Annotated in this window: 17 protein-coding genes and 1 pseudogene; 1 reads left to right on the plus strand and 17 read right to left on the minus strand. The window is 34.9% G+C overall.

Features of this window, described 5'->3' with window-relative positions; genetic code table 11:
* Window positions 1–58 precede the first annotated feature (58 nt).
* From recO to D2K40_RS07255, 15 genes and pseudogenes are all read right to left on the minus strand, one after another.
* The gene (gene recO, locus D2K40_RS07185) at window positions 59–811 is read right to left on the minus strand and encodes a DNA repair protein RecO (protein WP_308422903.1); all 753 of its coding nucleotides are present in this window, start codon (window positions 809–811) and stop codon (window positions 59–61) included.
* A gap of 56 nt (window positions 812–867) precedes the next feature.
* The gene (locus D2K40_RS07190) at window positions 868–1,011 is read right to left on the minus strand and encodes a YqzL family protein (protein ID WP_117154404.1); all 144 of its coding nucleotides are present in this window, start codon (window positions 1,009–1,011) and stop codon (window positions 868–870) included.
* 93 nt (window positions 1,012–1,104) lie between these two features.
* Entirely contained in the window at window positions 1,105–2,007 is a 903-nt protein-coding gene (era, locus tag D2K40_RS07195; protein ID WP_117154406.1) for a GTPase Era, read from the minus strand.
* Window positions 2,008–2,206: 199 nt separating this feature from the next.
* Window positions 2,207–2,584 carry a diacylglycerol kinase family protein gene (locus D2K40_RS07200; RefSeq protein ID WP_117154408.1) on the minus strand — a complete coding sequence of 126 codons (378 nt, stop codon included), beginning with the start codon at window positions 2,582–2,584 and terminating at the stop codon, window positions 2,207–2,209.
* Entirely contained in the window at window positions 2,559–3,026 is a 468-nt protein-coding gene (gene ybeY, locus D2K40_RS07205; protein WP_117154410.1) for an rRNA maturation RNase YbeY, read from the minus strand. The genes D2K40_RS07200 and ybeY overlap by 26 nt, the downstream gene beginning before the upstream one ends.
* Entirely contained in the window at window positions 3,026–5,167 is a 2,142-nt protein-coding gene (locus D2K40_RS07210) for an HD family phosphohydrolase (protein ID WP_117154412.1), read from the minus strand. Before D2K40_RS07210 ends, ybeY begins: the two co-directional genes overlap by 1 nt.
* A gap of 139 nt (window positions 5,168–5,306) precedes the next feature.
* The gene (locus D2K40_RS07215; RefSeq protein WP_117154414.1) at window positions 5,307–6,278 is read right to left on the minus strand and encodes a PhoH family protein; all 972 of its coding nucleotides are present in this window, start codon (window positions 6,276–6,278) and stop codon (window positions 5,307–5,309) included.
* A gap of 3 nt (window positions 6,279–6,281) precedes the next feature.
* The gene (yqfD, locus tag D2K40_RS07220) at window positions 6,282–7,493 is read right to left on the minus strand and encodes a sporulation protein YqfD (protein WP_162879161.1); all 1,212 of its coding nucleotides are present in this window, start codon (window positions 7,491–7,493) and stop codon (window positions 6,282–6,284) included.
* A gap of 58 nt (window positions 7,494–7,551) precedes the next feature.
* Window positions 7,552–7,836, minus strand: coding sequence for a sporulation protein YqfC (gene yqfC, locus D2K40_RS07225; RefSeq protein ID WP_117154418.1), 285 nt, complete (start codon window positions 7,834–7,836; stop codon window positions 7,552–7,554).
* Between the two features lie 102 nt (window positions 7,837–7,938).
* A complete protein-coding gene (locus D2K40_RS07230) occupies window positions 7,939–8,409 on the minus strand; it encodes a hypothetical protein (protein ID WP_117154420.1) in 471 nt (156 codons plus the stop codon).
* A gap of 32 nt (window positions 8,410–8,441) precedes the next feature.
* A complete protein-coding gene (floA, locus tag D2K40_RS07235) occupies window positions 8,442–9,461 on the minus strand; it encodes a flotillin-like protein FloA (protein WP_117154422.1) in 1,020 nt (339 codons plus the stop codon).
* Between the two features lie 22 nt (window positions 9,462–9,483).
* Entirely contained in the window at window positions 9,484–10,809 is a 1,326-nt protein-coding gene (locus D2K40_RS07240; RefSeq protein WP_117154424.1) for an NfeD family protein, read from the minus strand.
* A 202-nt stretch (window positions 10,810–11,011) separates the two neighbouring features.
* Window positions 11,012–11,458: a GatB/YqeY domain-containing protein gene (locus tag D2K40_RS07245; RefSeq protein WP_117154426.1), complete on the minus strand. Its 447-nt coding sequence runs from the start codon at window positions 11,456–11,458 to the stop codon at window positions 11,012–11,014.
* A 68-nt stretch (window positions 11,459–11,526) separates the two neighbouring features.
* Entirely contained in the window at window positions 11,527–11,700 is a 174-nt protein-coding gene (gene rpsU, locus D2K40_RS07250) for a 30S ribosomal protein S21 (RefSeq protein WP_090794468.1), read from the minus strand.
* Window positions 11,701–11,908: 208 nt separating this feature from the next.
* Window positions 11,909–12,127, minus strand: a pseudogene (locus D2K40_RS07255) (zinc ribbon domain-containing protein); the annotation flags it as partial.
* A 158-nt stretch (window positions 12,128–12,285) separates the two neighbouring features.
* On the opposite strand from D2K40_RS07255, the gene D2K40_RS07260 reads away from it, so the two are divergent.
* Window positions 12,286–13,194: a Na/Pi symporter gene (locus tag D2K40_RS07260; protein WP_117154428.1), complete on the plus strand. Its 909-nt coding sequence runs from the start codon at window positions 12,286–12,288 to the stop codon at window positions 13,192–13,194.
* A 40-nt stretch (window positions 13,195–13,234) separates the two neighbouring features.
* Here the strand turns inward: D2K40_RS07260 and mtaB are convergent, their stop codons facing one another.
* Window positions 13,235–14,584, minus strand: a complete 1,350-nt coding sequence (gene mtaB, locus D2K40_RS07265) for a tRNA (N(6)-L-threonylcarbamoyladenosine(37)-C(2))-methylthiotransferase MtaB (RefSeq protein ID WP_117154430.1) — start codon at window positions 14,582–14,584, stop codon at window positions 13,235–13,237.
* A 4-nt stretch (window positions 14,585–14,588) separates the two neighbouring features.
* Entirely contained in the window at window positions 14,589–15,341 is a 753-nt protein-coding gene (locus D2K40_RS07270; RefSeq protein WP_117154432.1) for a 16S rRNA (uracil(1498)-N(3))-methyltransferase, read from the minus strand.
* Window positions 15,342–15,349 lie beyond the last annotated feature (8 nt).

Raw genomic sequence — 15,349 nt, forward strand, 5'->3', positions numbered from 1 at the left:
AAAATCATAAGGTAAAATCTTACGTTTGTCAACTATAGAAAAATTTAAAATGTATTTATTAAGTAAATAAATCCAGTTGCTTCAAAAATTTCTTCGATTTAATAAAAAAGCCACCATATTGTTCATAATAGGTTTCCATCAATTGCTGTAAAATTTTCTTATTTTCAACCTTAATAGAAATGTTTCCAATTCGTTCAACATTAACATCAGCAAAAACTTGTAATAATTTTACTAGTGTACTAGATAATACTACTGATTCTGGATCACTTGAAACACACCTTTGACAGATCAATCCACCTTCTTTGACAGAAAAAGCTTGTAATGTATTATTTCCCTCACAAATTGCACATTGATGTAACATGGGTGCAAAGCCAGCTTTTTTATATAACTTTAATTCATACATCATTGTTACAATCTCTGGATCTTTTTCATCTGTAATCGCTTGTAAAGTTGCCATAAACTGTTGGTAGAAAAATTGGTCTGGTATTTTCTCGTCAAAGATTTTTTCTGTAAGTTCTGCAAGATAACTTGCATACGCAGTCTTGACTATATCTTCTCTAATCTTGCGGAATGAAGAAATAACTTCACCTTGCTGTAACGAACCTAAACCAGAACCAATTTGCATCAAAAAAGTTCCATGTACAAATGGCTGCGTTATTGCAGCCATTCTACTTTTTGTTTTTTTAGCACCACGAGCAATTGCAGCCACTTTGCCTTTTTCTTTTGAGAATAATGTAACAATTTTATGTGTTTCTCCATAATCCTGCGTACGTATAATTATTCCTTCGATTTTGTCAAACAAAAAATTCACCAATCTCTCAATTCTAAACGCTCTAAAGCGGTATATAGGTAATAGCTTACCATTTTTTACATTTGATTATCATACTCTTGCACTGCTTCTTCATTTGGTTCTGTTCCACTTTCATGATAGACAATTTCTAATTCTTTCATTAATAAATAGGTTTCAATGTTTCCCGTTTGACTAAATATCTTCCATGGCAAGTCGATCACAAGAAACCCCACCTTTCTAATGCAATATAGTTTGTGCCTACTTATAGAATGACCTCATTTAATCAAAGCATGTGTTAAAATATTTACCATGTATTAATAATCATTATCGCTAAAACCAAACTCTTGCAGGTTTTGCGGGCGGTTTCGCCAATCTTTTTGCACTTTCACCCATAATTCCAAGTAAATTTTTGTTCCCAATAGTGCTTCGATATCTGCCCTTGCCTTTATACCAATTTGTTTTAACATAGAGCCTTGTTTTCCAATGATGATACCTTTTTGCGAGCTTCTTTCCGTAACAATTGCTGCCTGTATTAGTATTTTTTCGTCTTCTTTTTTCTCTATTTGTTCAATTATAACAGCAATTGAATGTGGAATTTCTTCACGTGTTAACTGAAGTACTTTCTCTCGAATTAATTCACTCATTATAAATCTTTCGGGATGATCTGTTACCTGATCTTCAGGATAATATTGAGGTCCTTGTGGCAAATGTTCTTTTAGTACCTGTATCAAGTGTTCCACATTATTTCCTTCTAAAGCAGATATGGGAACAATCTCAGTAAAGTCGTACTTGTCCTTATATTTATCAATTAGTAGAATCAATTGATCGGGATGTATTTGATCAATTTTATTAATAATCAAAAACACTGGGCTTTTTATACTTTCTAAGCGCTCAATAATATACTTATCTCCTGCACCATAGCCCTCTTCAGCATTAATCATAAATAGAACAACATCAACTTCATTTAACGTGTTTTGAGCCACCTTGACCATAAAGTCGCCAAGTTTGTGTTTTGGTTTATGAATACCTGGTGTATCAATGAATACATATTGTGCATCAGGCTCTGTTAATACACCTTGTATTGTGTTTCGTGTCGTTTGTGCTTTATCACTCATAATTGCTATTTTTTGGCCTATTACACGGTTCATAAAAGTTGATTTTCCAACATTTGGTCTACCAACTATTGTAATAAAACCAGATTTGTATGCTTGATCCATGATGTATCCTCCATTGGTTTGTCAAATGAGTTATCTCCTACACTTATTTTACTATAAACTTAATTACATTTCATGTTTTCGACAAAAGCTCTTATGACTTGCTATTTTTATTACTACGCTGTTAAAACTTTATTAAATAAAACAGGGGGACATGTCGATTTTTGGATCTAGCTTTTAATGAGTGACTAAATCCCCCTTATTACAATATCAACAAAAATTTTGGTAAAAAAATAATTAAACCAATAATGATTGACGTAAATGCTGCTACTAACACTGCACCTGCAGTTAAATCTTTTATCTTACCTACAGTTGGATGTATTTCAGGTGCAAGATAGTCCAATAAATGTTCCATTGCTGTATTGAATAACTCACATATTAGAACAGCTCCAATAGTTAATGTTAGTAGCATCCATTCGGTCGCAGAAACTCCAAGAGCATAACCACAAAACAATACAATAAAAAGAACTACAAAGTGTACCTTCATATTCATTTCCGAACGAAATGCATACACTATCCCATTTACTGCATATTTCACACCTAGCCGATTTGGTTTATTCCCTTTGTAATCCGAACCCATTTAAAAGTTCCTCTTGTTTTAAAAACATTTGTTTTTCATCTTCTTCTTTTATGTGGTCATACCCTAACAGATGTAAGAATCCGTGAAGTACTAAAAAACCTAATTCTCGTTCAAAAGAATGCTTATACTCTTCGGCCTGTTCTTTTACTTTATCAACTGATATAACAATATCACCTAAAGCAACGGGAAGATCCTCTCCAATAATTGCTAACTCACCTTCGACTCTTTCTTCTAAAGCAAATGAAATCACGTCAGTTGGCTGATCAATTTGACGGTAATTACGATTGATTATCTGAATTTCACGATTATCAACAAAATTAATTGATAGTTCTGCTTCCTGTGTTACCCCTTCAGCTTCAGCTGCATAAGTTAGAAGTTTTTCAATTAAATCAATATACGCTTCTGTTATAGAATTTGTTTCGTCATGGAAATCAATATGCATTATAATGCCTCCTTTGTTTTATCATCAGTAGGATACTGTATTCTTGAATGATATATACCATTCAATGTTTCACTTATTGTTGTTTTGATTACTTCAAGCTCACTAAATGTTAATGAACTTTCATTTAATTGACCATCTGTTAATCGATCATGCATAATTGAAGTAATCATTTCATCAATCTTTTCTTTAGTTGGCTCATCTAGCGAACGAACAGCAGCTTCAATTGAATCACAAATTGAAATAACAGCTGCTTCTTTTGTTCGAGGTCGCGGACCTGGATAACGAAAATCTTCCTCCTCAATTTTTTTATAAGAATTTTTGGCTTTATAGTAAAAATATTTCAATAAAGTTGTTCCATGATGTTGTTCAGAAATGTCGATAATTTCCTTGGGTATCTTATGTTCTCTTAAAATTGCTGCTCCATCATATGGATGAGAAATAATAATCGCTGCACTTTGCATTGGCTCCAAATACTCATGTGGATTTTGCATTCCCATTTGGTTCTCAATAAAATAATGGGGATGTTTTGTTTTTCCTAGATCATGATAATAAGATGCAACCCTTGCTAACAAGCCGTTTGCTCCAATTTTTTCACACGCTGCCTCACTTAGATTGGCGACCATCACACTATGATGATATGTCCCTGGTGCTTCTGTTAATATCTTTCGCAATAATGGATGATTTGGGCTTGCCAAAGTTAATAATTTTGTATCTGATAAAATACCTAATCCTGATTCAAAAAATGGTAATATGCCTATCGTTAGAACACACGAGATAAACGCTGCAGTTAAAGCATATCCGCTAAATAATAATGAATCAAATAATTCATATTTTTCATATGATAAAAACAAAAATAACAAAACAGTTAATAAATTCACAATAGCAGAACCAACACTGGCTTTTAAAATGGTTGTTCGATCTTTAACATTGAATAGAAAAAGGATGCCAGCAAGTTGCGAAAATAAAAAATAAATTCCGGCTTCTATATTTAATGACCCAGGAATATGTCCATTAAAAATAACAGTTCCAATAATTGATAAACAGATAGCAAATGTAATGGCAATTCTTTCACTAAATAAAAGCTTTAATAACATTGTACCAGTTGCAATTGGAACTAAGATATATAAGTGATTTGCTGTTGTAGCATAGTAGCTAACAAATTTCATTAATCCTACCGTACCTAGACTAATAAGTGTAATTGCGGTTAGTTTCTTATGGTCAAGTTGCGTGTACCTGCTCAGATCAATGATTTCATATGTGATTAAACTTAATAATAAACTAATTAAAAGGACTAACCCTATTACAGGAAAAACATTTCTATCACTGTCCAATAAACCTACTAATGTTAATTTTTCATATATTTCATTTGTAATCGTTTGACCTTCTCGTACGATTACCTCGCCAGCCTGAATCATAACTGGATCTACGTTATTAATTGCTTGTTTTTCAGCTTCCATTGTCTGTTCTACAGAAAAAAATGCATTCTCTACAACTGCAAATTGTCCAATTATAATTAAACTTTCCCTTAGTTCCGGAGTTAAGCTAGAATATCTAAGCCTGTGATTCATACTATCAACAGCTTCACTGACCTCTTCAGTACGAACACCATCATTAAAGATATTATATAGTGTTGTTGTCAATAATTCTCTTGCAATTGAGCGCTCATTTTCGCTTGCTTCCATTAGTTTTAGTAACGTTTGTCTCTCTATACTTTCAATTAGGACAGGACTAAGTATTTGCTCTAAATCTTGGAGCTTTTCTGCTGTCGTTTTTTTTATTTCTTCACCTTCGTCGTCTAACTCAATTGGGCTCTCTTGGACGGTGGAGATTCCATCAAATAATTCATGAATATAATTTATTCTTTCCTTTGTTATCTCGTTAGAAATACTATAGCGGTCCTCAACAGACTGAACAGCTTGTCTTCTTCTACGTTCTGTTTCTTGCGTATCCTCTATTGTTATTGGCGAACGTATTGTTTTTTTTGCGTTACTAAAACGTTCAATTTCGTAAGTCTCTGTATATACATTGGAAAGAGTAGATATTAAAAATACAACACCTATGAATGCTATTGCTAAAGCAAGCTGTAATGATTTATTTGAAATACGATAAATACGAAAAAGTTTTTTCCAGTTTACTCTCATATATCTTCCCCTTTTCAACTATACAAAAACATGTACTATTTCTATTTCTTTTATCATACAATGATTTTTAATTTATGTATATATCGATGTAAACTGTTTCATTTCTTTATATAGAAATAGACCCACAATTGGGTCTACTTCATTTTTCCTGAGTGTTATCCTCTTCAAATGCATCTATAATTTTTTGAACAAGTGGATGACGCACTACGTCAGCCTGTTGTAAATAGATGAATTCTATCCCTTTAACATTTGATAACCTAGCTTCAACTGCCCTCAAGCCAGATTGTACGCCTCGTGGTAAATCTACTTGCGTTATGTCACCAGTAATAACCATCTTAGAACCAAAACCAAGTCTTGTTAAAAACATTTTCATTTGAGCATGTGTAGTATTTTGCGCTTCATCTAATATAACAAAAGCATCATCTAATGTACGACCACGCATATATGCTAATGGTGCTATTTCAATTGTTCCACGCTCGATTAAGCGAAGTGTATGTTCTGCCCCCAAAACATCATGCAATGAGTCATATAAAGGACGTAAATATGGGTCAACCTTTTCCTTTAAATCACCAGGTAAAAAACCCAAACTTTCTCCAGCCTCAACAGCCGGACGTGTTAAGATGATGCGCTTGACCGCGCCACTTTTTAAGGCTTGAACAGCCATTACAACTGCCAAATACGTCTTCCCCGTACCTGCTGGACCAATACCAAAGACTAAATCATTTGATTTAATAGCATTAACATAGTTACGCTGTCCTAGTGTTTTAACACGTACTGATTTACCTTTAGCATTTTTAGTTATTTCATCTTCAAATAATGTTTCAAATTGATCTATCTTTCCTTTTTTAGCTAATTCAACTGCATACACAACATCTCGTTCTGAGATTGTTAACCCTTTTCTAATTACACGAAGTAAGGCTAACAAAATATCTTGAATTAACTCTATTTCATGCTCATTCCCTGCAACTCTTACTTGTTCTCCTCTTGTAACAATTGATACTTGCAACTGACCCTCTATTTGCTTTAAGTGCTTGTCCTCAGTACCAAATAAACTTAGTGCTTCGTTTGTATCTTTAATGTGTAAATCGATCAAATGTAACTCTTCTGACATAAGTTAATCTCCTTGAGATAGGTCTTGTATTTTCACTATATTTTCCTTTACGGTAAAGTATAGGTCTAGCTTTACTTTACCATTCTCAGAAGCTTCGTGCAAAATTTTTTCATTTGTTATTTCTGCCTCATGACCTAACGTTTGCTGCAACTGTGTTTTTGCTTGTTTGATCCCTACTTCTCTTGCATTTTTTCTTGACCGTTTTTCTGTTATTTGCTCACTTTCAAATATGCTTTTTTTAACAAAGCTGATTGGTAATTCCCACTGAAAGAAATGGATAGATTTTTGTTCAACCTCTACTTGTTCTTCTTTATACGTTTCTTGAAAAAATCCCCATATTGGAAGATTTAAATCAGCTAAATTTAAATAATATTTCCGATTTACATTACCTGTCAGCACCTTATAGTTCGCTTGTAATGGCACTGTTATAGTTGACTCATACCATGTATTTGCATAAATTTCAGCTTCCACAGCAATTTTATTATGCGTTTTCTCTTCATCATCATCTTCTGAATCAGTGTTAGATAAATCTCCAGCCACTAATATATCGCCCTTTTTTACATAATCATTCACGCTTGCCATCGGTTTTCCTTTAGCAACATACATATCAACAATTACACCATCTTTTGCAGCAACAATATTACTCGGACCTCTACTTTCTTGTTCAGAAACACTTGTTTTCTCTACTCCTTCAAGTGAATAGGTTGTCCCCTTTTCAGTCACCCCAACCCACAATAACTCAGGTATATTATCCAAGATCTTCTTTTGTAAATTGCTTGGTGAGTCTATTGAAAATTTCAGCATGCCAGGATACACACCATTTTCACTTAATGTAGTCCTTATCTGTTTCTCAATCTCTGGTCGAACACCTGCAACCTCAATTTTCCACACCATATTCGACAACAAAGTTATAAAAAATAAACTTACAATAAATCCAATTAGTAATGGCTTTCTTTTATTAACTTTTTTCCAAGCAAAAGGTAATCCTGTTTTTCTTACAAACCTTAGCTTATATCTTGTTTGTTTTCGTATTTGTTTAGTTTTGATGATATCTTTTATAAAGATATTTCCTACGCATGTTGTTTGGTCTACTTTTTTTATTTGCCAAACATCTATTTCGTGTCTTGTACAGAGATCAAAAAATAATTCTGGGTGATAACCTATAACTTGAATCGTTATATACCCACGTAACCAAGTTCCTTGTACTTGCTTCATCATTTCCCCCCACATCTTTGTTGAATATAGTGGTTTCATGTAACTAAATACAACAATCTTATTCACTTTCCAGAAATAATATTTCCTTTATCGTTCCTTCAACTAAAATTTCCTCTGGTAAAAGTGTTTTAATCACAAAATGATCACCAACGATTTTCAATGAACCTTTTGTTAATTTCAACTGTAGTTCCGTATCAGTAAACAAAATCAAACCACGATGATTTTCAATATACGCATGGAATTGACCAATTGTTGTTATTCTCGGTAATTCTAAGAGAACATCAGAAGGTAGTTTAAGGTGATTAGTTAACCAGTTGCCGACCTGTAGCTGCCATTTCTTCATCTAAGCTCCCTCCTCTTCTATCAATATATGAAGGTCACATTAAGATCAGAACAAAGAAAAACCTCACCGAATTCGATGAGGTTTTCTTTGTATTACAAAAATTTATTTACGTGCATATGGTCTATTTTGATACGGTTTTTTAGCTCGCGGTGATCCAAGAACTTCTGCCATAATTACACTTTCAGCCAGTCCTTCTTTAGATATATTTCTAGCTAATGATATGCCGGTTTTCCTTTTTTTCTTCCCGGCTGTGTGGTCTTTCTTACGATTCAAATCAACAACTTCTTGCATACGATTTTGACTTACATCACTGTTGTCAGAAGTATAGTTAGATCGCAGGGCTTCTAACTGCTCTTTTCTTTCATTCATATAAGTACTCATAGAACTTCTACCTTCTGATGATGGTTCATTTCTAACCGTATTTTTTACTTGTTTATCTTGCTGTCGATTATTCGGTCTAGGTGAAGTTGTTTTTTTATTCGAATTATCGTCTTCTTGTTTCTTACCAAAAAAACTTACTAAACCACTACCAATTGCAAACAAGATCATTAGAAAGGGAAAAATTTCGTCCATAAGACCACTCCTTTCAACATTGATACCTAAACTTATTCATCTTCTGATTCTGAATCATCTTGTGAAAGCTTACCAATAGAATCGCGCATGTCTGTATCAGCATCAATATTCTTGTAATTCATGTAATCCATTACACCCATATTTCCAGAACGTAAAGCTTCTGCTAATGCACGTGGAACATCTGCTTCTGCTTCAACAACTTTTGCACGCATTTCTTGAACTTTTGCAACCATTTCTTGTTCTTGAGCAACAGCCATTGCGCGTCGTTCTTCAGCTTTTGCTTGGGCAATGTTTTTATCTGCTTCTGCCTGATCTGTTTGTAAGATCGCACCAATATTTTTACCAACATCAACGTCAGCAATATCAATTGATAAGATTTCAAATGCTGTCCCAGCATCTAATCCTCTATTTAAAACATTATGAGAGATTGAATCTGGATTTTCTAATACTTTTTTGTGAGTTGTTGCACTACCAATTGTACTTACAACACCTTCACCAACACGCGCGATAACAGTATCCTCTCCTGCACCACCAACAAGACGATCGATATTTGCTCGAACTGTAATACGTGCTTTTGCTTTTACCTCAATTCCATCCATTGCTATACCCGCAATAAACGGTGTTTCAATAACCTTAGGATTTACACTCATTTGAACTGCATGCAAAACGTCACGACCTGCTAAATCAATTGCAGCTGCACGTTCAAATTCAAGTGAGATATTTGCACGTTGCGCTGCAATTAATGCGTTAACAACACGGTCAACGTTACCACCTGCTAAGTAGTGACTTTCCAGCTGATTTGTATTTACATCAAGACCGGCTTTATGCGCCTTAATTAACGGGTTTATTACACGCGCTGGTACAACGCGTCGTAAACGCATTCCTACTAATGTAAAGATACTTACTTTTACACCTGCTGCTAAAGCACTAATCCAGAGCGTCACTGGAATAAATGTAAATAATATTGCTACTGCAATAATGATAACCCCAATAATAATGATTGGTAAAAAGTCTTCTATTGCATTGAAGTTAGTACTCCCTAAAATAAACATGTTTTTATCCTCCTACTTTTAATTAAATTTCCCTTACTACAATTCGTGATCCTTCTGTTTTTATTATCTTGACATTTTTTTGGCTGGCAATGTACCCCCCCTCTGTGACAACATCAAGCCTTTCACTACCAAAGACAGCAGTCCCTGCAGGTCGAAGTGGCGTAACTGTTGACCCTTCCATACCGATTAAATCAAGCCTACTTACAGAGGACACATAACCCTTTTCAGTAGATGTAGCATCATTCAATATAATATATTTCAAGAAACCTTTTTCTAAACCAATAGTTTTATATAAAAGAACCGCAGTAATTATTGCCACAATAATGGCAATTGCAATACTCATGCTCATATGTCCTACATCATTTGAAGACATAAATAGCGATCCTACTATTGCACCAATACCTAATAATCCTAGTATTCCTCCTGGCATAAATACCTCTACAATTATCAAGACCATTCCTAGAAGCAACAAGATAATTGCTTCATAACCAGCAAATCCCGCAACCACATGTCCATAAAAAAATAAGATAAGTGACGCAGCACCAATGGAACCTGGAATACCAAAACCTGGCGAATACAATTCAACAATCAACCCTATACTAGCTAGCGACAATAATATAGGTACTACAGCTGAATTGGTTAAAAAACGAGCCAATTCTTCAGCTAATGTTACTTCAGTCTCAATTATAGTTGCGTTAGACAACCCAAGATCATTTAGAAGTTCTGTTCGATGATTTACCACGGCTTCTGCATAGCCAACCTCTACAGCATCGGTAGGTCCCAGTGTTAAGTATTTTCCAGTTGAAGCATCGTATTCTGGTAAATTGATCTCTTTATCTGCCATTGCTTCAGCATATAAGGGATTCCTTCCTTTTGATTCTGCTGCGCTACTCATCGCAGCAAACCATGCAGACTGCGCCTTTTCATTAGCTGCATTTCCATCCGATGTAATTACACCACTTGCCCCCATTGTTGCTGAGGGTTTCATATATATGTTATCTGTGTTCAATGCTATATATGAACCTGCTGATAATGCTTTAATAGTAACAAACGATGTTGTTTCAATATCTAGACCTTGTAACAAACCACCGATATCCATAGCAGCGTCAACACGACCACCTGGTGTATTGATTTCAAAAATGATGTGATCCGCATTAGCTTCAGTTGCTTCAGTAGTTGTACGCTGTAAAAACGCTTGCAACCCTCGTTCAACTTCTTTTTCAATTGGTATAACATACACTAACTTACCTTCTCCATTCTCTTCGGCAACAACATTTTCGGGTTGCAACGCTGTCAAGAATAGCAAGACAGTTAGTACAACATACTTAATAATTTTTGTTACGTTCACTTCAATCCTCCTTTCCTAAAACATATTATGTATACGAATAAGTTAAGCCCTTTGTTTCAAAAAAAGGTATGAATTTAAATATAACATACTGACAATATTTGAACATCCTCTATTAGTATAACATTTAAAACAAAAATAATCCTCTATCACCATATGGTGATAGAGGATTATTTGCTTTATAAAATCTGCATAAAATGTGTAATTATGCTAAGTGTTTTTGCACTAATTTATTTACTTGTGTGCCATCCGCTTTGCCTTTTACTTTCGGCATAAGCGCACCCATCACTTTACCCATTTCCTTCTTAGAAGTGGCATTCACTTCTTTTATGGTTTGCAAAACGATTTCTTCAAGCTCTTCATTTGATAGCTGCTTGGGCATATATACTTGTAAAACTTCTAATTCAACTTTTAATTTGTTTACAAGATCTTCTCTTCCAGCTTCTTCAAATTCATGGAGGGAATCATTTCTCTGTTTTAACTCTCTAGATAAAACAGTTAATTCTTCTTCATCTGATAACTCGTCTTTACCAAGTTTAATTGCTTCATTTTGTAAAGAGGCTTTCACCATACGAATAACACTGAGTGTCACTTTATCTTTACTTTTCATTGCTTGTTTCATATCTTGGGTCAAACGATCTGTTAATGACATTTTGCTCTACACCCTCTTTTAAAGTAAATCGAAGGATACTCTTGATTTACTTTCATACAATACAGTTATTACTTGCGTTTTCTAGCCGCCTCAGATTTTTTCTTGCGACGAACACTAGGTTTCTCATAAAATTCACGCTTGCGATATTCTGATATTGTTCCGGATTTGGATACACTGCGCTTAAAGCGACGAAGAGCATCTTCAAGAGACTCGTTTTTACGGACGCGAGTTGTATTTGACATGCTAATTTCCCTCCCTCCGAAGCATTCAACAGTTTGATACGACATATGTATATGTACATATGCCTCATTGGTATTATAATATAAGGACTTTTCTAGGTCAACTTTTTGTTTTAAAAAGATAGATTCTTTTTTTGAACTGCTCGGCACTGAAGTACCGAGATTCCTAAGTACAGAAACCTATCGGTTTCTAATTGATTAGGCGATCCCCTCAGGTCCTGAGGTTAAGAAGTCTTACGGCTTCATTTTTAAGATTGATTCCTGCGTTAATATCACGGTCAAGATGGGTATGGCACTTCATGCACTCCCATTCACGTAATCCGAGATTTTTAACGTCTTTGTTTTGATAGCCACAACAGGAGCAAAGTTGACTGGATGGGAAACTCTTCGCAACTGTTACAACCTGTTTGCCATACCATTCGGATTTGTATCAGTCGGACAATTGAGATGGCAAATGCCCATCCCTTGTCCGAAGCCGATTCATCTCATGACTGAAGTCACGAGTGTTCTCGGCTAATTCATAAATACAATTAGAATAAGCATGTTCCTTACAACTTGTCCATATAGTAGTATAGAGGTGACAGCATTATGGAACTATTATCCTTCCTAACCGTATTTCTATTACTTTTTTTTATTGGCATGCGGCTCTTACAAATTGGCCTTCACTATTTTATGAACGCAAAAATTGAGCGTTGGTTAACTAAAGGCACGAACAATATTATTGTGAGCATTTTCATCGGAACTATCGCTACAACCTTCTTGCAAAGTAGTTCTGTTGTTTTAGTCATTACTATTAGTCTCGTCACGATTGGTGTATTAACGTTTCGTCAAACGATCGGCATCATTCTTGGAGCTAATATTGGGACAACCGTAACAGGAGAAATCCTTGTATTTGGTGACACTTTTCCTTTTTTAATCTGGCTACTGATAGGTACCGTTTTACTTTTATTTCCGCAAAAAGTACTATTTTATTCTGGATGTATTTTTGTTGGTATTTCGACAATTTTTGTTGCACTTGACGGATTTGAATCACTAGCAACTCTAGTAGCTAACAATCACATGATCATTGAAGGATTTACACTCACCAAAACTTATCCGAGCTTTGGCGTTCTTATTGGTACAATTATTAGTGGTATTATCCAGTCATCCAGTGCTACTTTTGGTTTAACGCTTAGTATGATTGACCATCAATTACTCTCTTTATCAGGATCAATAGCGGTAGTTTTAGGATCAAATATCGGTACTTGTGTCACTTCTCTGATTGCTTCAATTGGAACTACAAAAGAAGCCAAACTAGTTGCCGTTGCACATACTACATTTAACTTAGTAACTGTAATAATAGCACTTCCATTGATCCCTATTTTCACTATGATTGCTCTTAAAGTAGCATCAGATAGCGGTATGCAACTTGCTCATATATCCGTAATCTTCAATGTATTCTCAGTACTGATTGTCTTACCATTCCTTCCTTTGGTTGAGAAAATGTTCACTAAATAATCTTTGAATAAAAAAGAAAACCCAGCAATTATGCTGGGTTTTACACGCTTACTTTTACTTTGTCTGTGGTGTCCATAACTCGTACAAATTCACCTTGATTATATGGATAACCTGCTTGTTTAATTTTAACTCGCACGATTTTTCCTATTAAATCAGGTGAACCTTCAAATCTTACTTTCAGATAATTATCTGTATAGCCAATTAAAATAGAAATTTCATCTGATTCTTGCTGATGTTCCTCAGGTATAACTTCTAGTACTTCCCCTTCATACTGAGAGGCATAAGCTTTTGCCTGTTGATTTGATAACTCTATTAATTGGTGAACCCGTTGATTTTTGCAATCATCATCTACCTGATTATCCATTCGCGCTGCTGGTGTTCCTGTTCTTTTAGAATAAGGAAAAACGTGCAACTCAGAATAACCTATCTCTTGAATGAATTTATAGGTTTCATGAAACTCTTCTTGTGTTTCTCCAGGAAAACCGACAATAACATCAGAGGTGATTGCTAGGCCTGGCAATGCTTCTTTAAGGCGATTTACCTTCTCTTGATAGTAACCTGTCGTATACTTACGACGCATTCTCTCCAATACTGTATCTGAACCAGATTGAAGTGGTATATGTAAATGTCTAACAATCTTTTTTGACTCATCCAAAACTTGAATTACTTCATCTGTAATTTGACTTGCTTCAATTGAAGAAATACGAATACGCTTTAAGCCATCTACTTTTGTTTCAAGTTCACGTAATAGATCAGCAAAAGTATAATCTTTCATATCTTCGCCGTAACCAGCTGTGTGAATACCAGTAAGCACAATTTCTTTATAACCTGCGTTAACTAATTGTTGTGCTTGCTCTAAAACATTTTCAGGTTTTCTGGAACGTAATAAACCTCGTGACCAAGGAATAATACAGAATGTACAAAAATTATTACATCCTTCTTGGATTTTTAAAGAAGCACGTGTACGATCTGTAAATACTGGAACATCCATCTCTTCAAAAACACGATTCTTCATAATGTTTGACACACCATTAATCGGCAGGCGTGTTTCTTGATGTTCTTCGATATAGTCAATCATTTTTTCACGTTCTTGCGTTCCTACTACTACGTCAACCCCAGGTATCTCTATAATTTCTCCAGGCGATGTCTGTGCATAACATCCTGTAACACATACCACAGCTTCTGGATTTTTACGGATTGCCCGCCTGATTATTTGTCTACTTTTTTTATCACCTGTATTAGTGACAGTACATGTGTTAATTACATAGACATCAGATTCATGGTCAAATTCTACACGTTGATAGCCCTGTTCTTGAAATTTCCGCCAAATACCCTCAGTTTCGTAATGATTTACTTTACAACCTAATGTATGAAATGCAACTGTAGGCATCCAATCACTCCCGTTCTTCAAAATGATAAGATAGACTCGCTAACGCATATAAAGCAGCAGTTTCTGTCCGTAATATACGTGGACCCAGTCGAATTGATTCAAAACCAGCTGTATGAAGTTTAGTAATTTCAGACTCAGAGAATCCACCTTCAGGTCCAATACAGATTAATACCTTCTCGCCCGTTGTAATCTGATCGAAATAATAACTTAATTTCTTAGTAGGTAATTCGCGCGTTGTTTCTTCATAAGCAACAAATTTATGATCATAAAAGGCACTATTTGCTACTAAGCTTTGAATTGTTTCAATAGATTCAACGTGAGGAAGTATTGTTCTATGAGATTGTTCACTTGCCTCTTTGACAATTTTTTTAAACCGTTCTATCTTTTTAGCTACTTTCTTGTTGTCCCACTTAACAACTGAACGTGAAGCTTGAAATGGGATAAAACCAGTTGCACCAAGTTCTGTACCTTTTTGTAAAATTAATTCTAATTTATCACCTTTCGGAAGACCTTGTGCAACTGTAACGTGTATAGGTAGTTCCGCACTTTGTTCTAGCCAGTTATTGATGGAAACAACAACTTCTTGATCTGAAACAGTTAAAATTTTACAAATTGCTGCTTTTCCACTCGGGTGATTACAAATAATCTCATCACCACTTTCCATGCGCATCACACGGGTTATGTGATGGACGTCATCACCTTCTATGGTTACTGTATTATCTGAGAAATTTATGGCTGGTACAAAATAGCGTTGCATACACTTTT

Source organism: Paraliobacillus quinghaiensis (assembly GCF_003426025.1).
GTDB lineage: Bacteria > Bacillota > Bacilli > Bacillales > Amphibacillaceae > Paraliobacillus_A > Paraliobacillus_A quinghaiensis.